Raw genomic sequence first — 22,461 nt, 5'->3', positions numbered from 1 at the left:
CCACCACCAAAAGATAATCCCCACTAAACCTCAGACTTAATCCCTCTCAACGCCGCCCGTCCGCGCCGGGCCGACCTCTCGGAAATAGACCCCCATCAAATCATTTCCGGCCAACTATTAAGAATTGTTAAAAGCAGCCGTTACCCACATCCATGAGCCTCGCCGAAGCAGGACCAAATCCGGCGGGGACACGGGAAAAATCCGTTGGATGTGTCGGACTGCGAATTAATACGAGGGCGCTTCCGGCTCGCCGATTCCATCGGATTCCGCCCGCCTTAACCGTGGGATAGCGGTTTCGAACCATAGGACCGAGAGCCAACATGAGAGTCAAACGTTTCAACCTCCCCCCCGCACGGCTCAGCCAGACGCGTACGCTCGCAGGCATCCTTTCCGTTTCCCTGCTGATTCCCCTCGCCGGTTGCGGCGGCGGCGGCGGCGGCGGTGATGGCACTCCGTCCCCCCCGTCGACCGCGACGCCGACCACCCCGACCCGACCACGCCGACGCCGACGCCCGGCACGTCGACCTCGCCGAATTCGAATGCGTCCTGCGCCGCCCAGACCTCGTCGTCCGCGTCGTCGAGCACGACGCCCGGCACCACCGCGCAGGACGTGCCGGTCGACCACGTGATCATCAAGCTGCAGCCGACCACCACGTCGTCCGCTTCCGGAGCCCGCATCATGGCGGCGAGCGTCAGCGATCCGGCCCGCGTCAGCGCCGTGATCCAGCGCGTGATGACCAACTGGAACGCGCCGAGCGCGCAGAACAGCCAGGCGCGCAATTACGCGGCCAGCGCCGCGCAGCCGGCCGCCGTGCAGATGGAGCGCACGCTGTCGGACGGCTCCTCGCTGCTGTCGCTCGGCCGCCGGATGGCCGCCGCCGACGCGACCGCGCTCGCGCAAGCCTTCGCGGCCGACCCCGACGTCGCCTACGCGGAACCGGATCGCCGCGTGTTCACGCGGACCGTGCCGACCGATCCGATGTTCTCGCAACAATGGAACCTGACCGACCCGTCCGTCGGCATCGACCTGCCGCTCGCCTGGAACCTGACCACGGGCGCGCCCGGCCTCGTGACCGCCGTGCTCGACACCGGCTACCGCCCGCATCCCGACATCACGCCGAACCTGCTGCCCGGCTACAGCTTCATCACGAGCGTCGCGACCAGCAACAACGGCAAGACGCGCGGCCCGGACGCCACCGATCCGGGCGACTGGGTCACGCAGGCCGAAATCAACGATTCGACCGGCCCGTTCTACAACTGCGAAACGTCGCCGAACAACAGCAGCTGGCACGGCACCAAGGTAGCGGGCCTCATCGGCGCGTCGGCCAACAACGGCATCGGCATCGCGGGCGTGAACTGGAACAGCCAGATCCTGCCCGTGCGCGTGCTCGGCAAGTGCGGCGGCGCCACCAGCGACATCGCGGACGCCATGCGCTGGGCCGCCGGGATCCCGGTCGCCGGCGTGCCGAACAACACGCATCCGGCCAAGGTCATCAACCTGAGCCTCGGTGGCACCGGCCCGTGCGGCGACACCTTCCAGCAGGCGATCAACGACGTCAATGCGGTCGGCGTGAGCGTCGTGGTCGCGGCCGGCAACAACGGTCAGTCGACCGCGCAGGATCGCCCCGCGAACTGCAAGGGCGTGATCGCGGTCGCCGCGACCGACAACACCGGCCGTCGCGCGTGGTACAGCAACTTCGGCTCGGAGATCACCCTGAGCGCGCCGGGCTCGGTCATCCTGTCGACCTCGAACACGGGCACCACCTCGCCGGTGGCGGACACCTACGCGACCGACAGCGGCACGAGCCTCGCCGCGCCGCAGGTGGCGGGCGTGATCTCGCTGATGCTGTCGATGAACCCGACGCTGACGCCCGCGCAGATCGCGCAGAAGCTCGCGGCCACGGCCCGTCCGTCGCCCGTCGCCGCCACCGCGACATGCAGCGCCTTGCCGCCCGGCGCGGGGATCCTCGATGCGAAGGCCGCGGTGACCGCCGCGACGTCGAACTGAGCAGGACGCGTGGTGCGGCGATTCCGGCACGGGGTCGCCGCGTCATGCTTGCGGGAGAGATGAACGGCGGCGGCGCGTGATGCGCCGCCGTTTTTGCGTCGGGAGAACCGTTGCATGACGCGCGCGCCGCAACCTGGCGCAGGCGCAACGCGCCGCTCATCGGCCCGAGGGCGCGCCCCCGACACCGCGTCCGCCGCACCGGCTCACGCCGCGCACGCCATCCGGATCCGCTCGCGCTGCCGGCGATGCGCGGCATCGTGCTCGACGCGCGGATGCCACATCATCGACACCGTGACGCCCTCGGTCTCGACCGGCAGCTCGAACGTATGCAGGCCGTCCCGGCCCTGACGGGTCTGGCGCCCCGGCACGCAGGCGACGAACCGGCCGCCGCGCGCCAGCGCCAGCGCGGCCGAAAAACTCGACACGACCGCCGACGACACGAAGCCCACTTCGGCCGGCGTGAGCGCGAACGGCTTCGCGATGTCCTTGATGCCGTACGCGAGCGAGGTCAGGTCGTACGCATCGAGAAACACGCCGCCGAGCGCGATCACGATCACCGCGCGCGCCTTGCCGAGCGTCGCGCCCTGGTTCGCGAGCCGCGCGACGTCCGCGGCCGAGCGGATCACGGCGGGCGCGCCGGACGGAACGGCGCGCGCGGCGGACGCCGCCGGGTCGAGAATCACGATAGACATGCCGCACACTCCCTCGCACTGTGGCGGACGGCGAAACACGGCGACTATATCGGCCGCGTTCCGCTCCACAAATCCGCATTTCGCGTATCGATATCGCCGCGCCTGCGTGGCGCGCGCGGCATCCGGCGCGGCGGACCGGAACGAATCTGCGTAAACCTTGCGTAAAGGGGTTGACGTTTTGCTTGCCGGGCCTTTACCATCGGCCCCGTCTAAATACATGGAGTGTTCTGTGAACACCGATGCGAGTTGTAGTTGGTCCTGCACCAACTTTGACTGCTGACTGAGGAAACGCGCAGAGCTTCATCTCCTGCCGCATCCTCGATCGCAGGATGCGGTGTCCTTCCGGCCTTCCCGGCCCGATCTTCCCGCCCGAATTTCATTGAACGAACGACGCGCCCCATGCGCGCGCCTGTGTTCGTCCACGCCGTGCGGCCTTGCGCCGCCCGGCGAACGCGCCCGCACGACGCCTGGCGCGTGCGCGACCGCGCACGCGCAGCGGCTTGCGCCCCGATCGTGAAGGCCTTGCGCCTTTGCCCGCAATCGACAGGAGTTCTGATGGAAGCAGACGACAGTAGCCGATTATGGCTCGCCGGCGCGCACCTCCAGCGTGTGCCTGCCGATCGTCGCGCGCCGGCGAGCGACCCCATAGACCTCGAATCTCAGCCGAACGCGCCAGACGCGACGCGGCGGGGGACGCTCGCGCCGCGTTAACGCGACGGACGCCCCTCGCCGGTCCGCCCGGCCATGGAGCGTCCCATGACACAACGCACGAACCCGAAGAACAAGCAGCGCGGTTTTCTCAATTACGGCGCGCGTCAACGCGACGACGACGCGCAGTCCATGCGCATCGTCCGCGAAGCCGCCCAGCCGCTCGAAGCCACGCTGAAGAACCTGCGCACCACCACCGGCGGTCTCACCTTCGCCCAGGCCGAAGACCGCCTGCTGCTCGACGGCCCGAACGAGATCGCGCACGACAAGCCGCCGCACTGGACCCGGCAGTTGTTGCAATCGTTCAACAATCCGTTCATCTACGTGCTGCTGGTGCTCGCCGCCATCAGCTACTTCACCGACATCTATTTCGCCGAGCCCGGCGACCAGGATTACGTCAAGATCTCGATCCTGATGGCGATGGTCGGCATCAGCGCGCTGCTGCGCTTCTTCCAGGAATTCCGTTCGCTGCGCGCCGCCGAGAAGCTGAAGGCGATGGTGCGCACCACCGCCACGGTGCAGCGGCGCATCACCGAGGCCGGCGAACCCACGCGCACCGAAGTGCCGATGCGCGAGGTCGTCGTCGGCGACATCGTGCACCTGTCGGCGGGCGACATGATTCCCGCCGACGTGCGGCTGCTGTCGTCGCGCGACCTGTTCATCAGCCAGGCCGTGCTGACGGGCGAAGCGCTGCCCGTCGAGAAGTACGACACGCTCGGCGCGGTCGCGCAGAAGTCCGCGCATCATCCGGCCACCGAGACCGAGGCGAGCGCCGAGGCGCGCGAGCCGGAAGGCGCGCTGCTCGATCTCGCGAACGTCTGCTTCATGGGCACCAACGTCGTGAGCGGCACCGCGATCGCGGTCGTGGTCGCGACGGGCGAAGACACCTACTTCGGCTCGCTCGCGAAGAACGTGGTCAGCCACAAGCGCATCGAGACCAGCTTCGATCGCGGCGTATCGAGCGTCAGCTGGCTGCTGATCCGCTTCATGCTCGTGATGGTGCCGGTGGTGTTCATGATCAACGGCCTGACCAAGGGCGACTGGCTCAGCGCCCTCACCTTCGCGCTCGCGGTCGCGGTCGGCCTCACGCCGGAAATGCTGCCGATGATCGTCAGCGCGAACCTCGCGCGCGGCGCGGTCGCGATGGCGCGCCGCAAGGTCGTCGTCAAACGCCTGAACTCGGTGCAGAACTTCGGCGCGATGGACGTGCTGTGCACCGACAAGACCGGCACGCTGACGCAGGACAAGATCATCCTCGAGCATCACCTCGACATCCTCGGCCAGAAGAACGAGGACATCCTGCGCCTCGGCTGGCTCAACAGCTATCACCAGAGCGGCCAGAAGAACCTGATCGACATCGCGGTCGTCAATCGCGCGAACGAGCTGGGCGACCGGGTGAAGCCGAAGGAATACAAGAAGATCGACGAACTGCCGTTCGACTTCGTGCGCCGCCGTCTGTCGGTGGTGGTCGAGGATCCGCGCGGCGAGCATCTCCTCGTCTGCAAGGGGGCGGTCGAGGAAATGCTCGCGGTGTCCACGCACGTGCAGGACGAGGACGGCGTGCGGCCGCTCGACTACGTGGCCCGCAAGCGCCTGCTCGAACAGGCGAATGCGTACAACGAGGACGGCTTCCGCGTGCTGGTGCTCGCGACGCGCGCGATCCCGCGCGGCGACGAGCGCGAGCAGTATCGCACCGCCGACGAGCGCGACCTCACGGTGCGCGGCTTCCTGACCTTCCTCGATCCGCCCAAGGAATCGGCCGCGCCGGCGCTCGCCGCGCTGCGCGAGAACGGTGTCGCGGTGAAGGTGCTGACGGGCGACAACCCGACCGTCACGATGAAGGTGTGCCGCCAGGTCGGCCTCAATCCCGGCAAGCCGATCCTCGGCCCCGAGATCGACACGCTCGACGACGCGACGCTGTCGCAGGTGGTCGAACGCGCGACCGTGTTCGCGAAGCTCACGCCGCTGCAGAAGGCGCGCATCGTCAAGGCCCTGCAGGCGAACGGCCACACGGTCGGCTTCCTCGGCGACGGCATCAACGACGCCCCCGCGCTGCGCGACGCCGACGTCGGCATCTCGGTCGACAGCGGCGCCGACATCGCGAAGGAAACCGCCGACATCATCCTGCTCGAAAAGAGCCTGATGGTGCTGGAGGAAGGCGTGATCAAGGGCCGCGAGACCTTCGGCAACATCCTCAAGTACCTGAACATGACGGCCAGCTCGAACTTCGGCAACGTGTTCTCGGTGCTGGTGGCGAGCGCATTCCTGCCGTGGGAGCCGATGCTCGCGACGCAGCTGCTGATCCAGAACCTGATCTACGACACCTCGCAGATGCTGCTGCCGTGGGACAAGATGGACCCCGAGTTCCTGAAGAAGCCGCGCAAGTGGGAAGCAGGCAATATCGGCCGCTTCATGCTGTGGATCGGGCCGACCTCGTCGGTGTTCGACATCACCACCTACGCGCTGATGTGGTCGGTGTTCGGCGCGGGCGCGCTGTACCACCTGCATGGCGGCGCCGCCGGCCAGGTCGTGATGAACTCGGGCTGGTTCATCGAAGGGCTCGTGTCGCAGACGCTCGTCGTGCATCTGCTGCGCACCCAGAAGATCCCGTTCCTGCAAAGCACCGCGGCGCTGCCGGTGCTGCTGTCGACCGCGGTCGCGATCGGGATCGGCTGCTGGCTGCCGTTCTCGCCGTTCGCCGAGTCGCTCGGCTTCATCCACCTGCCGAGCAGCTACTGGATGTGGCTGATCGCCACCATGATCGGCTACATCGCGCTTGCGCAGGTCGTGAAGACGATCTACGTGAAGCGCTACCGGCAGTGGTTCTGAACCGCGCCCGCTGACTCCGGGCCCGTCCGCGCACGCCGCGCGGGCGGGCGACCCCGCTCCTCTCCTGCAGTCATCGACATGAAAAAGATTCTCCGTTTCGCGACCGCCTGCTCGCTGCTGTCACCGGCCGGCGCGTACGCCACCCATCCGCTCGTTTCCGACGACACCGGCACCCAGGGCGACGGCAACTGGCAATACGAACTCAACATGGAGCAGACCTCGCGCCAGTCCGACACCGGCCGCCAGCAGCTCTGGAACACCACGCTCACGCGCGGCTTCGGCCCGTCGTTCGATCTCTATGTGAACGCGCCCTACACGCACGTGCAGACCCGCTCGGACGAGGCCAGCTCCGGCTTCGGCGACGTCGAGATCGGCGCGAAGTGGCGCGTGCTCGAGCGCGGCCCGCTCAGCATCGCGCTGAAACCGCGCATCAACGTGCCGACCGGCGACGACCATCACGGGCTCGGCAACGGCCGCGTGAACGCCGGCGCGACGCTGCTCGCGCAGTACGACGTGGCCGCGTTCACGTTCCTCGTCAACGCGGGCGTCGCCTACCAGCCCAACAGCCACGACGACCGGACCTCGCTATGGCAGGTGTCGGGCGCGATGCTGTACCGCGTGACCGACCGGCTCCAGCTCGCGCTCGACATCGGCGCGTCGCGCAATCCGGATCGCGACCATCACACCTCTCCCGCGTTCCTGATCGCGGGCGCGATCTACACGCCGCGCCCCTGGCTCGATCTCGACGTCGGCTACCGGCGCGGGCTCAACGACCAGACCTACAATCACTCGCTGATGGCGGGCGTGACCGCGCGCTGGTAGCGCGTTGCCGGCGCGGCTCGACGCGGCGCGTCAGCCCGCGTCGAACAGCGCGGCGCACAGCGCGCGCCCTTCGTCGGTCAGCGCCGCGCTGCCCGTACCGTCGTCGCGCAGCGTGGTGACGGTCAGCCCCGCTGCGTCGAGCTGGGGTCAGCATCCGCCGCAGGCTGCTCATCGGCGCCCGCGCGCGCTTGCTCAGCTTCGCGAGCGACCAGGGCTTGCCCGCGCCGTCCGCCGCCGCCTCGTGGAGGCACGCGAGCAGCGCCGCCAGCGCCGGGTCCAGTCCGTCTTCGTCGCCGCCTTCGGGCGGCGCATCCGCCTGATCGTTCATCCTCTCCTTCCCCTTCATGCGTGCATGCGCGCGCAGCGCGCGGCCAGTTCGCCGAGCGTCTTGAGCGCCTGCTCGATCTGCGCCGACCACGGCGCGCTGTAGTTGAGCCGGATGAAATGCCGATAACCGTCGGTGGTCGAGAACATCCGCCCCGGCCCGATCGTGATGCGCTGCGCGAGCGCCAGTTCGTAGAGCCGCATCGCGTCGACCGTCGGCGGCAGCTCGACCCACAGCACGTAGCCGCCCATCGGCTGCGACAGCCGCGTGCCTTCCGGGAAGAAACGCCGCACCATCGCGGCCATCAGCTTCGCCTGCTGCGCATAGGCGCGGCGGATGCGGCGCAGATGATGATCGTAGCCGTCGTGGCGCAGGTATTCCGCGATCGCCAGTTGATCGATCGCGGGCGTCGCGAGCGTGTTCAGGAACTTGAGCTTCTCGACTTCGTCGCGGTAGCGCCCCGGCATCGCCCAGCCGATCCGGTAGGCGGGCGACAGGCTCTTCGAGAACGACGCGCAATGCAGCACCAGCCCTTGCCGGTCGTAGGTCTTCAACGCGCTCGGCCGCGCGTCGCCGTAGTACAGCTCGTGATAGACGTCGTTCTCGATGGCCGGCACGTCGTGGCGCGCAAGCAGCTCGACCAGCGCGCGCTTGCGCGCGTCCGGCATCTGGAAGCCGAGTGGATTCTGGAAGTTCGGCATCACCATGCAGGCGGCGATCCGCTCGCGCCCGAGTATCTCCGCGAGCGCGTCGAGGTCGATGCCGTCCGACGGATGCGTCGCGACCTCGATCGCGCGCATGCCGAGCCGTTCGATCGCATGCAGCATCGCGTAGAAGGTCGGCGACTCGACCGCGATCGTATCGCCCGGCCTGGCCACCGCCTGCAGGCACAGATTGATCGCCTCGGTCGCGCCGATCGTCACGACGATCTCGTCCGGCTCGACCGGCACGCCATGCTCGTGGTAACGGCGCGCGATCTGCCGGATCAGCTCGGGATTGCCCGGCGGCAGGTCGTCGATCACGCCCCAGCGGCTGCGCTGCCGCGCGATCGCCTGCGCGTGGCGGGCGATCCGCGCCGACGGGAACGGCGTCGAGTCGGGATAGGGCGAGCCGAACGGCACCGCGTCGTCGCGCGCGATCGAACGCAGCGTCGACAGCACGAGACGGCTCACGTCCACCCGCGCCGACACCGCGAGCGGCGCCGACGCGTGCAGCTCGGATGCGGCCGGCTCCGCCGTCCGCGCGCGCACGAAATAGCCGGACTGAGGCCGGCTCTCGATCGCCCCGCGGCTCTCCAGCACCAGATAGGCGCGCACCACCGTCGTCGCGCTCAGCTGCTGCTGGCGCGCGGTGTGCCGCACCGACGGAATCCGCTCGCCCGGCTGGTACACCCCGCGCCGGATCATCCCGTCGATATCGTCGGCCAGTTTCTCGTAGCGCTTCACGCCGCTCCCTGTCGAATATCTTTCAGAGACACAGTTCCTTGATCCGGCTCATCCAAACCGCGAACTGTACTCTTTTTTTGCACCGCAAGGTGTGCACGCAGGGCGCGCCGACCTGCACGTACCCTGTGCCTGTCATCGTCGCCCCAACCTCACCGCATCATGAAAAAGAAGCAAGCCAACGCCCGCATCGAGCCGTACACCCACCCCGCCGCGGGCTGGGGCGCGCTCAAGTACGTCGCGATCAACCTGATCAAGGAGAAGGTTCCCGGCCGCGACTACCGCCTGCTGTTCAAGCAGAACCAGCCGGACGGCTTCGACTGCCCGGGCTGCGCCTGGCCGGACCGCGCGCACGCGTCCACCTTCGAGTTCTGCGAGAACGGCGTGAAGGCGGTGGCCGCCGAGGCGACGGGCAAGCGCGTCACGCCCGCGTTCTTCGCGGCGCATACCGTCACCGCGCTGCTCGACCAATCCGACTTCGAACTGGAGCAGCACGGCCGCCTCACCGACCCGATGGTCTACGACGCGGCGTCCGACCGCTACGTGCCGATCGCCTGGAACGAGGCGTTCGCGCTGATGGCGCGGCACCTGCGCGCGCTCGACGATCCGAACCGCGCCGCGTTCTACACCTCGGGCCGCGCGAGCAACGAGGCGGCGTTCCTGTACCAGCTGTTCGTGCGCCGCTTCGGCACCAACAACTTCCCCGATTGCTCGAACATGTGCCACGAGGCGACGAGCCGCGGCCTGCCGGCCACGGTCGGGGTCGGCAAGGGCACCGTCACGCTCGACGACTTCGAGCACGCGGACACGCTGCTGATCTTCGGCCAGAACCCGGCGACGAACCACCCGCGCATGCTCGGCGAGCTGCGCGAATGCGCCAAGCGCGGCGCGACGATCGTGTCGATCAACCCGCTCAAGGAACGCGGCCTCGTGCGCTTCGCCGATCCGCAAAGCCCGCTGGAGATGATGTCGATGTCGGGCACCGCGATCGCGTCGATGTTCATCCAGCCGACCCTCGGCGGCGATTTCGCGCTGATCAAGGGCGTGGCCAAGCGCGTGCTCGAACTCGACGACGCGGCGCGCGAGAACGATGCGCCCCGGGTGCTCGACGTCGCGTTCATCGAAGCCCACACGCACGGCTTCGACGCGTTCGCCGATGACCTGCGCGCCGAGCGCTGGGGCGCGCTGACCGCCGAAAGCGGCGTGTCCTACGCGCAGATCGACGCGCTCGCGCAGGTCTACGTGCGCGGCGAGCGCACGATCGCCACCTGGGGGATGGGCATCACGCAGCACAAGCACTCGGTCCAGACCGTGCACATGCTGTCGAACCTGATGCTGATGCGCGGCAACATCGGCCGCGAGGGCGCGGGCCTGTGCCCGGTGCGCGGCCACTCGAACGTGCAGGGCAACCGCACGGTCGGGATCGAGGAAAAGCCGAGCCAGGCGTTCCTCGACCGGCTCGGCCGCGTGTTCGGCTTCGAGCCGCCCCGCCATCACGGCTACGACGTCGTCGAGACCATCGAGGCGATGCGCGAAGGCCACGTCAAGGTGTTCATCGGGCTCGGCGGCAACTTCGCGATGGCCACGCCCGACACGCCGCGCACCTGGGAAGGCCTGCGCCGCTGCGACCTGACCGTGCACATCACGACCAAGCTCAACCGCAGCCACCTGATCCACGGCCGCGACGCGCTGATCCTGCCGACCCTCGGCCGCACCGAGATCGACCTGCAGAACGGCGTCGCGCAAGGCGTGACGGTCGAGGATTCGATGAGCATGGTGCACGTGTCGTACGGCATGAACCGGCCGGCCTCGCCGAACCTGCTGTCGGAGACGGCGATCGTCGCGCGTCTGGCGGACGCGGTGCTCGGCAGCGGCGAGATCGACTGGCCCGGCTACATGAACGACTATGCGAAGGTGCGCGATGCGATCGAGCAGACCTTCGACGGCTTCGAGCATTACAACGAGCGGATCGCGAAGCCGGGCGGCTTCCACCTGCGGGTCGCGTCGCGCGAGCGCGAGTGGCTGACGCCGACCGGCAAGGCCAACTTCATCGCGCACCCGCTGCCGGCCGACACGCCGATCCAGCGCGCCCGCGCGCGCCACGGCGAGCGCCTGATGACGCTCATGACCACGCGTTCGCACGATCAGTACAATACGACGATCTACGCGCTCGACGACCGCTACCGCGGCGTGTATGGCCAGCGGCGCGTGGTGTTCGCGAACCCGGACGACCTCGCGATGCTCGGCTTCGCGGCGGGCGAACGGGTCGACCTCGAGACCGTGTGGGACGACGGCGTCGAGCGCCGCGCGAACGACTTCCTGCTGGTCGCCTACGATATTCCGCGCGGCTGCCTCGGCGCGTACTATCCGGAGACCAACCCGCTGGTGCCGCTCGACAGCGTCGGCGACATCTGCAACACGCCCACCTCGAAATCGATTCCGGTGCTGATGCACCGCTCGGCGACCCTGGCGACGGCCGCCTGACCCCGGGAGGCCCCGATGATCGTCCGACCGCGCGAGCACTGGCTGCGGATGCTGTTCGTCTGGCGCGGCTCCGTGCTGCGCCAGATCCTGCCGCAGCTCGTGCTGCTGACCGCGATCAGCTTGCTCGCGCTGCGCACGGGCGGCCGCATCTTCGGCGAGAAGGTCACGCTGAACCCGACGCCGTTCACGCTCGCCGGCCTCGCGCTCGCGCTGTTCGCGGGCTTTCGCAATACCGCGAGCTACGACCGCTATTGGGAAGGCCGCAAGCTGTGGGGCGGTGTCCTGACCACCGCGCGCGCGTTGACCTCGCAGGCGCTGTGTTATGTCGTGCCGGGCGTCGCTGCGCCGGGCGTCGCCACGTCGGGTGTGGCGGCCACGTCGACCGCAACTTCGCCGCGCACCGCCGGCTTCGACCGCCCCGGTTTCGTCAACCTGACGATCGCCTTCGCCTACGCGCTCAAGCACCAGTTGCGCGGAACCGATCCCGCCGCCGATCTCGCGCGCTACCTCCCCGCCCCGCTCCTGCCCGCGCTCGCCGCCGCCCACTACCGGCCGGTCGCCGTGCTGCACGCGCTGCGCGGCATGCTCGCCGAGCAGCAGCGCGCCGGCGCGCTCAGCGACACGCAGCTGTGGATGCTCGACGCGCAGCTCAACGAACTCGGCGCGAAGCTGGCCGGCTGCGAACGGATCGCGTCGACGCCGATCCCCTTCGCGTATCACGTGCTGCTGCACCGGACCGTCTATGTGTACTGCGTGATGCTGCCGTTCGGGCTCGTCGACTCGATCGGCTACGCGACGCCGTTCGTGTCGATGTTCGTCGCCTATACGCTGATCGGGCTCGACGCGATCTCGGGCGACATCGCCGAGCCGTTCGGCCCCGGGCCGAACCACCTGCCGCTCGACGCGCTGACCCGCACGATCGAGCGCTCGATCCTCGAAACGGCCGGCGAGCCGCTGCCCGGCGAGATCCGCGTCGACGCCGACTTCCGCCTTCACTGACGCCGCGCGGCAGCCGGCGTCCAGCGATAGACCACGAGGCTGGAACCGTTGTAGTTGTCCTTGGTGATCAGGTATTCGCCGCTCGCGCGCTGATAGGCGCGCAGGCCGTACATCGAATCGACGTCGTTGCCGACGTCGAGCACCGCCGGGTTCGAGTTGGCCAGCGTGGTCACGAGGCTGCCCGTCGCGAGGTCGAATACGTCGACGTCCGGCACCGTATGCACGTAGCCGACGAACAGATAGCCGCCCGCCGCCGCGATCGACTTCGGATTCGGCCTGGCCAGCTGGATCACCACGCCGGGCGTGGTCGTGTTGCCCGCGCGCCAGCCCGGATACACCTCGATATGGCCGTTCATCGCGGTCCAGTCCCAGTTGTTCGCAAGCCCCTGCGCGAGAATCATCGTGTCGCGTCCGGCCAGATAGATCACGCGCGTGAGCGGCGCGACGCTCGCCGGCACCGCGCTCGTCTGCGGCGCGCCCCATGACGGCGCGCCGTTCGCGTCGAAGCCGGCCAGCGGATAGCGGGTCAGCGCGTTGGTGCCGGCGAGGCCCGCCCATACGTCGCCGTTGTCGTCGAGGCAGAAGCCGTTCGTCACCTGCAGCTGCGTGCCGAACGCCGGCCCGGGCAGGGAGGCGTCCGGAATCGCGATATAGCCGCTCGCCGCATTGAAGTGATAGAAGTTGAAGTTGCCCGGGTTCTGGCCCGACGCCACGAGGATCCGCCGCCCGCCGACGCTCGCGAGCTGGCCGAAATGCTGGCCGCGCTGGTAGTCGTTCATGTCGAGGCGCGGATCGCGCGGATAGGTGAACGGATCCACCGTATTGGCGACGAATCCGCCGCCCGCCCCGCCCGCATAGAGATTCATGCCGCTGTAGAAATACGCGCCGTCCGTCACCGGGTCGGGCGCGGCGACGCCCTCGAAGTTGAGCGCCTGCAGCGTCCATAGCAGGTTGCCCGCGCCGTCGTAGGCATGCAGGTCGGTCGTGCCGTTGCGCCCGAGGTCCCAGCCGCCGCCCCACGGGTTGTTCAGCACGTACAACGTGCCCGTCGCGTCCCTGCCGATCCCCGCCACCCGCGTGAAGCGGCGCGCGCCCACCTGGCCGCGGATCCCGGTCGTGGCGTCGAGATAGCCGCCCGTCACGCCGAAGGTGCCGAGGAGCGTGGGCGCGGCGCGCAGGTCGTAGCGCTTGATGTTCATGTCCGGCCCCTGGTCGCCGACCATCAGCAGGCCGGCGGCGGCATCGTAGTAGAGCGCGGACGGCCGCGCGGCGGGATCCATCCTGATCGTCGCGAGCGGCGCGCCGGACGGCGTGAAGCCGTCGATCTCGGCCGCGGCCCGGCGCGCGACCCTCAGGTTGCCCGCGCCGTCGAGCGCGAGCGCGCCCGGCCCCGTCACCGCGAGATCGCGCTGCCAGACGCCGTCGGTCGTGAACAAGCGCACGCGGTTGCCGAAGAAATCGCTGGCGTACAGCTGGGTGCCGGCGGTCGCGAGGCCCGTGATCACGTCCGCCCGGCTGACCGCGTTCCACACGCTGACCGGAATCACGAGATCGCGCTTGAGCGTGGCCCGGTCGTAGCGCCCGACCGAGCCGCTGCCCGGCTTCGTACTGACCTGCAACGCGGCGAAGATCGAGGTCGCGTTGCCGGTGATCGCCCCACCCTGGAATTCCGCGTGGGTGCCGATCGAGCCCAGGCTGCGCCCGTTCCGGTAGATCGCGACGCCGCCCTCGTTTTCATCCCAGAACGAGGCGGTGTAGACGGTGCCGTCGGGCGCGACCCACAACGCGCGCGCGCCGTTGCCGACGTGGGTCGCCAGCGTGCCGAAGGTATTCGCGAGCCAGTCGGTCGCGTATTGCGCGCGGCAGGCCGGCGCGAGCGCCGCCGCCCCGATCAGAAGGCCCGCGCACGCGACGCGGATTCGTTGCGTGACCATGAAAGCGCGCTCCTTGTCGTCGAGTGAAGGACACCACGAAAACTCTGCCGCACGGGCGATGAAACGTCGATGACAGCCGCCGGGCCGTCCTGCCTGGCCCTGGCAGAAACACGCCCGGCCCGCCTGATCGGCTAAGATACGCCCGCCTCGCAACTTCCGCTTACCGGAGTGATTCCCGTGATTCAACCGACCCCCGTATTCAAGGACAACCTCGCCCAACTGCCCGCGATCGACGCCATCGCGCGCATCGATCTCGTCGACGCCGCCGGCGCGGTGGTGGCCAGCATCGAGAACCAGCCGGGCAAGCAAGGCTCGCTCGCGCTCTATCATTATCTCCAGCAGGCCTTCGGCACGCTCGACGCGCGCGCCGCCGAGCACGGCCTCGCGGTGTTCGGCGAGCACACCGCCGATGCGCGCAACCGTCCGGGCGCGCATCCGAACGTCGACCGCCTGCTCGCGATCGCCGCGGGCGCGCCGGCGCTGCGCATCGACGTCATCGCAGCCTGATCGCCTGATCGCCTGATCGCCTGATCGCCTGATCGCCTGATCGCCTGATCGCCTGATCGCCTGATCGCCTGATCGCCTGATCGCCTGATCGCCTGATCGCCTGATCGCCTGATCGCCTGATCGCCTGATCGCCTGATCGCCTGATCGCCTGATCGCCTGATCGCCTGATCGCCTGATCGCCTGATCGCCTGATCGCCTGATCGCCTGATCGCCTGATCGCCTGATCGCCTGATCGCCTGATCGCCTGATCGCCTGATCGCCTGATGCGCGCCGCCGCGGCGCGCATCAGCGCTCATTGGAACGCGGCCCGGATCAGGTACGCGTTCAACGCGAGTATGACCGCCGCGGCCACCCCGGCCACGACCCGCAGCGCGCGATGCTGCACGTGCGCGCCCATCACGTCGACGCGAGCCGACAGCACGCACAACGCGATCATCGGCATCGGCAGCACGAAGCTCAGCACCACCTGGCTCAGCACCATCGCCCGGGTCACGTCGCAGCCCGCCGCGACCACCGCGAACGCGGGCGCGATCGTGACCGCGCGGCGCACCCACACCGGCACCCGCTGCCGGATGAAACCCTGCATCACCACCTGTCCCGCCAGCGTCCCCACCACCGAACTGGACACCCCCGACGTCAGCAGCGCGACCAGGAACAAGCCGCCCGCGGCCGGCCCGAGCACCGGAATCAGCGCGTGATAGGCCTCGCCGATATCGGCCATCCCGGGGGCCGTACGATGGAACGCCGACGACGCGGTCATCACCATCGCGAGATTGACGAAGCCCGCGAGCCCGAGCGCGACGGCGACCTCGCGATTCGAGAAGCGCAGCAGGCGCCGCCGCTCGGCCTCGTTGCGCGGCGCGGTGCGCCCCTGCGTGAGCCCCGAGTGCAGATACAGCGTGTGCGGCATGATGGTCGCGCCGATGATCCCGACCGCGAGCGTGAGCGCCGTGCGATCGCCAAGCTGCGGCACCACCAGGTGATAGGCCACCGCGCCCCAGTCCTGCGGCGCGATCAGCAGTTCGCCGAGGTAGCTCGCGCCGATCACGCCGACGAGCGTGGCGATCGCCGCCTCCAGCGGCCTGAAGCCGCGCCGCTCCAGCATCAGGATCGCGCAGGTGGCAAGCGCGGTCGCCACCATGCCCACCAGCAGCGGCACATGGCACAACAGGCCGAACGCGAGCGCGCCGCCGAGGAATTCGGCGAGATCGGTCGCCATCGCGGCGATCTCGGACGCGCCCCACATCGTCCAGACGAGCGGCGCGGGAAAATGCTCGCGGCACAGCTCCGCGAGATTGCGGCCCGTGACGATGCCGAGTTTCGCGGACATCGCCTGGAACAGCATCGCGACCAGGTTCGCGGCCAGCACCACCCACAGCAGGCGGTTGCCGTAAGCCGCGCCCGCCTGGATGTTGGTCGCGAAATTGCCGGGGTCCATGTAGCCGATCGAGGCGATCACGGCAGGACCGACGAACGGCAGCAGCGCGGCGATGCCGGTGCGGCGGCCTTCCAGCGCGGCGCGCGCCGCCGCTTCGGTGCGCGTCGTCGACGCGCCCGACAGGGCGAAGCCGTCGGCGGAGGGATTCGAGACAGGAGGCATGGCGGATTCCTTCGTGCGGGGAAGAAAAATCGCGGCCGGCGACGCGCCGGCCGCGCGTCTCATCACAGCGGCACCACGTCGGGGCGGGTGCGCGGCAGGCCCGCGAGGATCCCGGGCGCGAGATTCAGGTGCGCCTCGACGAGCCGCGGCGGCGTATGCGCGAGCCAGTCGGTCAGCGAGACCTCCGCGTAGTGGTCGGCCTTGAAGATCTCCAGGAACACGAGATCGGTCTTCCCGGTGTTCTGCACGTAGTGTCCGAGGCTCTTCTTCACGTAGCCGACGTCGCCCGCGCGGAAATCGGCGGTCTGCGCCTTCGGGCCTGTGTCGAACACCGTCATGCGCGCCTCGCCCTGGATGTAGTACTGCCATTCGTCGGCGTTCGGATGCCAGTGCAGCTCGCGCATCCCGCCCGGATGCACGGTGACGAGCGCCGCCGCGACGGTCTTCGAGACGCCGAAGTTGCCGCTGTCGACGATCCGCACCTCGCCGCCGCGCGTGCGGATCAGCGGCTTCATGTCGCCCATCGAGAAGATGAACGGCTGCTTCGGCTCACCCTTCGGCGACGCGGCCGCGCGCTGCGCGTCCGCGAGCGGGCCGGGATCGCCGCCCTGGAAGATCCACAGGTTCTCGAGCGGGATCTTCGCGAACGCGCTCGCCGGCACGCCGAAGTTCAGCGCGAGCACCTCGGGCGGCGTATGCGCGATCCAGTCGGTCAGCAGCAGCGTGTTGAATTCGGAGGCGCGGCCGTTATCGAAGGCGAGCAGGAATTCCGCGCCGTCGACGCCGACGCCCTGCAGCGAATGCGGCAGGCCGGGCGGGAAATACCACAGGTCGCCCGCTTTCACGTCCTGCACCGAGGGCCGCCCGGCCTCGTCGAGCACCGTGATCCGGCAACGGCCGTCGAGCATGAACGCCCACTCGGCCTGCTGATGCCAGTGCATCTCGCGGATGCCGCCGCGCGTGAGCCGCATGTTGACGCCCGAAATGGTGTCGGAAATCGCGAAATCGTCCTGGGTCACCTCGCGCGCCCAGCCGCCGTCCTGGATGCGTTTATGTGAATTATTGAACGAGGCCCAGAATAACGGCATGCCGTTGATATCAGTGGCTGGTGGATCCTGGAATGAAGGAAATTGATTCATTACCGCCTGGTTTTTCGGACCGGGGTCCGTCAGGCTTTGCGGATTGCGGGCATTCACCGCGCCTTCGGGCGGCTGATCGGGATTGCCGAACGACGCGGCCCGCGCCGAGATCGCCACGCCCGCCGCGGCAAGCGCGCCGGCCGTACCCGCCAGCATTTTGCGTCGGGAAAGATTCGTCATGGATCATGCTCCATCGGTTAATTGAAATGATTTCCCGGCGCGTCGATTCGATTTTCTTCAGATCACCCGCGCCGCCCGACAAGTTAAATACAAAATCAGTACTTATTTAAATGATTTGTCGAGATAAACCGATGAGTTAATGTGATTTCCTTTAAATATGTAATCTTCGCGGCGCGGGCGGCGCGCGGCGACGCCCGCGCCGATTTTCGATTTCGCGCGCCGGGATGAGAGAATCGCGAAACGATTTCTCATGACTGTCGGAGCCTGCATGAAGCACCTGCTGTCCAAACTGCTCGTGGCCGCCGCGTGCGCCGCACTCGTCCCCACGCTGGCCGCGCACGCCGCGACGCCCCCCGGCATCTTCGTGATCGCCACCCAGATCGGCGAATTCACGACGCTCGATCCGAGCGAGATCTACGAGCTGGTGCCGTCCGAGTACGTTGCGAACACCTATGAACGCCTGGTGCGCGTCGACCTGCGCGACCCGACCAAGTTCGAAGGCCGCATCGCGCAGGCGTGGAGCGTGAGCGCCGACGGCCTCACCTATACGTTCAAGCTGCGCCCCGGGCTCACCTTCCATTCCGGCAATCCGCTGACGGCCGACGACGTCGCGTGGTCGCTGCAGCGCACGGTGCTGCTCGACAAGGGCCCGGCCGGCGTGCTCGCCGACCTCGGTCTCACGAAGGACAACGTGGCGCGCAAGGTGAAGAAGATCGACGACCTCACCGTGTCGCTCGAAACCGACCGCAAGTACGCGCCCAGCTTCGTGCTGAACGTGCTGAGCGCGGGGCCCGGCTCGGTCCTCGATCGCAGGCTGCTGATGTCGCACGCAAGCGGCGGCGACTTCGGCAACGCATGGCTCAAGAGCAACGACGCCGGCTCCGGTCCGTATCAGCTGGTCAAGTGGACGCCCAACGAAAGTCTCGTATTGCAGCGCTTCGAGGCTTATCGCGCGCCGTATCCGATGAAGCGCGTCGTGCTGCGTCATGTGCCGGAGGCGTCGGCGCAGCGCCTGCTGCTCGAGAACGGCGATGTCGACGCCGCGCGCAACCTGAGCCCCGACAGCCTGGCCACGCTGTCGAAGGCGGGCAAGATCAAGGTGGCGTCGTGGCCGGTCGCCGCGCTGCTGTATCTGAGCCTCAACACGAAGAATCCGAACCTCGCGAAACCCGAGGTGCAGCAGGCGATGAAATGGCTGGTCGACTACGACGGCATCCAGCACAACATCGTCAGCACGACGTACAAGGTTCACCAGACCTTCCTGCCCGACGGCTTCCTCGGCGCGCTCGATGCGAACCCGTACCGGCAGAACGTCGCGAAGGCGAAGGCGCTGCTCGCCAAGGCCGGGCTGCCGAACGGGTTCTCGGTGGCGATGGACATGCCGAACGACTATCCGTTCATCGAAATCGCGCAGGCGCTCCAGGCGAATTTCGCGCAGGGCGGCATCAAGGTTCAGCTGATTCCCGGCGATGCGAAGCAGGCGATCGGCAAGTATCGCGCGCGCCAGCATGACATCTTCATCGGCGAGTGGTCGCCGGACTACATGGATCCCAACAGCAATGCGCGCGGCTTCGCATGGAATCCGGACAACTCGGAACAGTCGAAGACCAAGATGCTCGCGTGGCGCAACAGCTGGGATATTCCGCAGTTGACCGCGCGGACCGAGGCCGCGCTCGTCGAGCCGTCGCCGGCCAAGCGCGCGAAGCTTTACCAGGGCTTGCAGCAGGACGTGCTCGATCGCTCGCCGTTCATCGTGATGTTCGAGAAGGTCGTGCAGGTCGCGACGCGGCCCGGCGTGACGGGGCCGGAGATCGGGCCGATCAACGACTTCGTGTCGTATCGGACGCTGGCCAAGCCGTGACGGGCGCGCGCGGCGGCGACGGCCAGGCAAAGGCCGGTGCGCAGGGATCGGCGTGATAGCCCGGGTGCCGGCTTTCGAGCCAGTAACCGGCGATGACGCGCTGCAACTGCGTGCCGTCGCGCAACAGCGCGCAGGCATGCGCGACGCTGGCCGGGCGGCCATCGAGCAGGTGGGTGGGCGCCGACGCGTGTTCCGTCGCGGCGTCCGCCCTGCTCTCGCGGCGCGCCGACCCGGGCGCCTCGCCCGCCAGCGCGGTGCGACACAGTACGGCGAGCGGCCCGAGCACCGGGTCTGCGGTCTTGCCTTCCACATAGCCGAGCAGCGACGCGCATCCTGAGGCCGCCGCGCACCACAGCGCCTCGCGCGCCCTGTCGTCCGCGTCGAGCCGGGCGACCCAGCTTTCGACCCGGTGGCCGGGCAACGCCAGCGCCGCGCGCAGGAACCACTCCGGCGTGTCGATATGCGCCCATGCCGGCGCATCGACGGCAGCCGCCGCACGTTGCGGCGCGATACGCAGCAGCGCGGCTTGCGCCGCTTCGCGAACCGGCGCGGCGTCCGCGCGCGTGAGCGCGACGAGGTCCGGCTCGAAACGCGGCAGGCCGAAGGCCAGGACCGTGCGCGCGACCGCCTCCAGCACACTGTCAGGCGACACATGCGGAATCGATGCGACCGCGGCGTCCGCGGCCTCGGGCGTGACGGCGGCCGCCAGCCTGAGCTGGGCCGCGATCGCGGCATCGTCGGAGGCGGGCGGCTGGAATACCGCGTCCTTCGCCACATGCCGCGCCCAGCGCTGCCACTCCCGCGCCAGCGCATACGGCGACGCGCAATGATCGAGCCACGCGGCGAGCGCATCGCGCCAGGCAGCGCGGGCGTCGAAACCCACCAGCAATCCCGCGACGAGCATCGGAACCTCGCCGGGACCGTTCTGCTCGACCCATGCGTCCAGGCGGCGCCACGCGGCCTCCGGCCTCGATACCAGCCCGCGCAGGTGGCCCAGCAAACGCTTGTCGACGCGCAAGCGCTCCGCGGACGGAACCGCCCATGTCTCCAAGCCGCGCATCCGCATCGGCGCAAGATGCAACAGCTCGTCGAAGTGATCCTCGCAAAAGCCCTGCGCGAAGGCGTCGTGTGACAGCGCCGTCATGACCTACTCGGCAATCACGTCGACGACGGTTTCGCCCGCCGCATGCCCGTGGAGCAAGCGGGCGTTGAGCAGGTCGAAACAGGCGAAATCCACGGCGAAGCACACGTCGAATTCGAGCGCGATGGTGCGCGGATCTTGCTGGAACGCGGCGACGAACAGGGTTCCGGCGGCGGACGGATCGACGTCGGGGGGCGCGAAGCCGCCGCACATCGCGACCTTGCCCCACACGGAGAATTGCTCGCACAGCTGGCGCGCTCGAGCCGCGTCGAGCGGTGCATGGTACTGCACGGAGACGGTGCAGCCTGGAATGGGCGCCGACTCGTCGAGTTCGAGCTGGAACGGGTACGGCGGCGCGGCGGGCAAGCGCGGGTAGTCCCGCCCGATCGTCAGCGGCGTCCCGTGCGCGGCGTCGCCGTCGAGGAACGCGGCATCGACGCCGCGCATGCGCAGCAGATTCCGCGCGATCAACAGATGCCCGAGCAGGCCGTCCGGGACATCGAGACGCCATGCGATGCGGTGCGGCGCGTCGTCGCTGCGCTCGGCGAGCCAGCCTACGCGCGGCGCGGGCGTGCCCGGGGTCGCAGCGCCCTGCGTGGCGGGAATGCAAAATCCCGCGTCGACCAGATCCACGAACATCCGCACCGGATCGCGAACGTCGACCGGCAGGTCATCGACTTCGAGCAACTCGCCGAGCTTCGCGCCCGTTGCGTGCACATCGACTTTCACGTCTTGCCTCCGTCAGGAAGGGGCCGGATTCATTGCGGGGTGTCGAATGCGCCAAGCCATCGCGCGACGCCATCCTGCTCGAGCGCGTAAACGAGTGTCGATCCGGTCACCGATTCGACGCGCACCGGCCTCACCAACGCGCCGACCGACTGGTAAACCGACACCCAGTCGCCCTTCGCCGTGTCACCGATGCTGGGCCGTTCCCCCGCCCGGATAGCTATGCCGTGCTTCAGCTCGCGGACCATCACATCCGGCAGGTTTGCTATCCGGCTGCTGAATTGGTTCTGCTCATCCAGCAACGCGACCTGATCCCGGTTCAGAAAGGTCAGCCAGTTCACACGCTTGACGAAGGTTCTCCGCGCATATCGTGGGGCATCGCCGCCGGTCTGGGCTTCGATTCTCAGCAAGCGGTTCTTGATGCCGATCCCGTAGCCCGGCACATCGAGGCCCGGGTAACGCTGGATCGCGGCGGCAACACGCCGTCGCGCCTCGTTGGTCTGCTCCATCGTAGGGAGGTCGATCGAGAAATTCATGGCGATTCCACACGACCCTGAAATGAAGGCTTGATTCGCCACGATGTCGAGTTCGCCGAGCCAGTCGATCACCCCGTCCTCGACGAGCAGCGGATGGTCCAGCGGAATCGAGCACGCCACCGACGAATAGGGATAGACATCGCCCGGTTCAGGCTCCGTATCCGGTTTGCGCGGCCAGAATGCGATCTTGATTTGCGCGTCGCTCGTCCCCTCCGGCGCACCGCCGAGCAACATGAAATATTGCTTGCCGCGCGCATAGGTCGGATTGCCGCACCAGGTCGGCACCAAGGTTTCCGCGCGCGCCGACCAGCGCTTCGTGCGGCCGTCACCGAGATCGTAGTGCGACAGGCGCGTGCCGAGCAGTGCTCGCGCTTTCTCGTAGAAGTCGAGGACTTCCGGGCCTTGAGCATGCTCGAAAAATATTTCGAACCATAAACAAGGCCCCGCAAGCCGTAGGCCATCCTCTTCGTAAGTCAGGTTTTCCAGAATCGTCATATCGGTATCGAATAGAGAATCTCACTCGTCCGT

At 68.2% G+C, this 22,461-nt stretch carries 15 protein-coding genes and 2 pseudogenes; 7 read left to right on the top strand and 10 right to left on the bottom strand.

Annotation, left to right across the window (positions count from 1 at the left end):
* Positions 1-320 precede the first annotated feature (320 nt).
* Positions 321-2,008 (top strand): annotated as a pseudogene (locus Bsp3421_RS10175) (S8 family peptidase).
* Positions 2,009-2,211: 203 nt separating this feature from the next.
* Here Bsp3421_RS10175 and Bsp3421_RS34310 read toward each other — a convergent pair.
* The gene (locus Bsp3421_RS34310) at positions 2,212-2,700 is read right to left on the bottom strand and encodes a hypothetical protein (protein WP_443111424.1); all 489 of its coding nucleotides are present in this window, start codon (positions 2,698-2,700) and stop codon (positions 2,212-2,214) included.
* Positions 2,701-3,456: 756 nt separating this feature from the next.
* Here Bsp3421_RS34310 and mgtA point away from each other — a divergent pair.
* Positions 3,457-6,237, top strand: a complete 2,781-nt coding sequence (mgtA, locus tag Bsp3421_RS10165) for a magnesium-translocating P-type ATPase (protein WP_273995794.1) — start codon at positions 3,457-3,459, stop codon at positions 6,235-6,237.
* Positions 6,238-6,315: 78 nt separating this feature from the next.
* A complete protein-coding gene (locus Bsp3421_RS10160) occupies positions 6,316-7,059 on the top strand; it encodes a transporter (RefSeq protein ID WP_273995793.1) in 744 nt (247 codons plus the stop codon).
* A gap of 30 nt (positions 7,060-7,089) precedes the next feature.
* Here Bsp3421_RS10160 and Bsp3421_RS10155 read toward each other — a convergent pair.
* Positions 7,090-7,387 (bottom strand): annotated as a pseudogene (locus Bsp3421_RS10155) (transcriptional regulator).
* 14 nt (positions 7,388-7,401) lie between these two features.
* On the bottom strand, positions 7,402-8,829 hold the full coding sequence (locus Bsp3421_RS10150; protein ID WP_273995792.1) for an aminotransferase-like domain-containing protein: 1,428 nt from the start codon (positions 8,827-8,829) through the stop codon (positions 7,402-7,404).
* A 159-nt stretch (positions 8,830-8,988) separates the two neighbouring features.
* Here Bsp3421_RS10150 and Bsp3421_RS10145 point away from each other — a divergent pair, with 159 nt between their 5' ends.
* On the top strand, positions 8,989-11,310 hold the full coding sequence (locus Bsp3421_RS10145; protein WP_273995791.1) for an FdhF/YdeP family oxidoreductase: 2,322 nt from the start codon (positions 8,989-8,991) through the stop codon (positions 11,308-11,310).
* A 15-nt stretch (positions 11,311-11,325) separates the two neighbouring features.
* Positions 11,326-12,309 (top strand): bestrophin family protein, encoded by a 984-nt coding sequence (locus Bsp3421_RS10140; RefSeq protein ID WP_273995790.1) that lies wholly within the window; start codon positions 11,326-11,328, stop codon positions 12,307-12,309.
* On the opposite strand, the gene Bsp3421_RS10135 is transcribed toward Bsp3421_RS10140, so the two are convergent.
* Positions 12,303-14,243, bottom strand: coding sequence for an SMP-30/gluconolaconase/LRE-like region family protein (locus Bsp3421_RS10135; RefSeq protein ID WP_273995789.1), 1,941 nt, complete (start codon positions 14,241-14,243; stop codon positions 12,303-12,305). The genes Bsp3421_RS10140 and Bsp3421_RS10135 overlap by 7 nt on opposite strands.
* Before the next feature lie 177 nt (positions 14,244-14,420).
* Here Bsp3421_RS10135 and Bsp3421_RS10130 point away from each other — a divergent pair, with 177 nt between their 5' ends.
* Positions 14,421-14,750 carry a DUF2322 family protein gene (locus tag Bsp3421_RS10130; protein WP_273995788.1) on the top strand — a complete coding sequence of 110 codons (330 nt, stop codon included), beginning with the start codon at positions 14,421-14,423 and terminating at the stop codon, positions 14,748-14,750.
* Here Bsp3421_RS10130 and Bsp3421_RS10125 read toward each other — a convergent pair.
* The 3 genes from Bsp3421_RS10125 to Bsp3421_RS10115 all read right to left on the bottom strand — a co-directional run bounded on the left by Bsp3421_RS10125 (position 14,737) and on the right by Bsp3421_RS10115 (position 17,669).
* Positions 14,737-15,036, bottom strand: coding sequence for a hypothetical protein (locus Bsp3421_RS10125; protein WP_273995787.1), 300 nt, complete (start codon positions 15,034-15,036; stop codon positions 14,737-14,739). The genes Bsp3421_RS10130 and Bsp3421_RS10125 overlap by 14 nt on opposite strands.
* Positions 15,037-15,042: 6 nt before the next feature.
* Complete coding sequence (locus tag Bsp3421_RS10120; protein WP_273995785.1) at positions 15,043-16,350, bottom strand: Nramp family divalent metal transporter; 1,308 nt, start codon at positions 16,348-16,350, stop codon at positions 15,043-15,045.
* Positions 16,351-16,412: 62 nt separating this feature from the next.
* Complete coding sequence (locus Bsp3421_RS10115) at positions 16,413-17,669, bottom strand: oxalate decarboxylase family bicupin (protein ID WP_273995784.1); 1,257 nt, start codon at positions 17,667-17,669, stop codon at positions 16,413-16,415.
* 268 nt (positions 17,670-17,937) lie between these two features.
* Here Bsp3421_RS10115 and Bsp3421_RS10110 point away from each other — a divergent pair, with 268 nt between their 5' ends.
* Positions 17,938-19,530 carry an ABC transporter substrate-binding protein gene (locus tag Bsp3421_RS10110; protein WP_273998344.1) on the top strand — a complete coding sequence of 531 codons (1,593 nt, stop codon included), beginning with the start codon at positions 17,938-17,940 and terminating at the stop codon, positions 19,528-19,530.
* On the opposite strand, the gene Bsp3421_RS10105 is transcribed toward Bsp3421_RS10110, so the two are convergent.
* The 3 genes from Bsp3421_RS10105 to Bsp3421_RS10095 are packed head-to-tail and all read right to left on the bottom strand — an operon-like array spanning position 19,490 to position 22,428.
* Complete coding sequence (locus Bsp3421_RS10105; protein WP_273995783.1) at positions 19,490-20,674, bottom strand: hypothetical protein; 1,185 nt, start codon at positions 20,672-20,674, stop codon at positions 19,490-19,492. The genes Bsp3421_RS10110 and Bsp3421_RS10105 overlap by 41 nt on opposite strands.
* A 3-nt stretch (positions 20,675-20,677) precedes the next feature.
* The gene (locus tag Bsp3421_RS10100) at positions 20,678-21,400 is read right to left on the bottom strand and encodes a hypothetical protein (RefSeq protein ID WP_273995782.1); all 723 of its coding nucleotides are present in this window, start codon (positions 21,398-21,400) and stop codon (positions 20,678-20,680) included.
* 29 nt (positions 21,401-21,429) lie between these two features.
* Positions 21,430-22,428 (bottom strand): type VI immunity family protein, encoded by a 999-nt coding sequence (locus tag Bsp3421_RS10095; protein WP_273995781.1) that lies wholly within the window; start codon positions 22,426-22,428, stop codon positions 21,430-21,432.
* Positions 22,429-22,461 lie beyond the last annotated feature (33 nt).

The sequence above is a fragment of the Burkholderia sp. FERM BP-3421 genome, assembly GCF_028657905.1.
In the GTDB taxonomy this organism is placed as follows: Bacteria; Pseudomonadota; Gammaproteobacteria; order Burkholderiales; family Burkholderiaceae; genus Burkholderia.
This window is presented reverse-complemented; position numbering and strand designations above follow the sequence as displayed.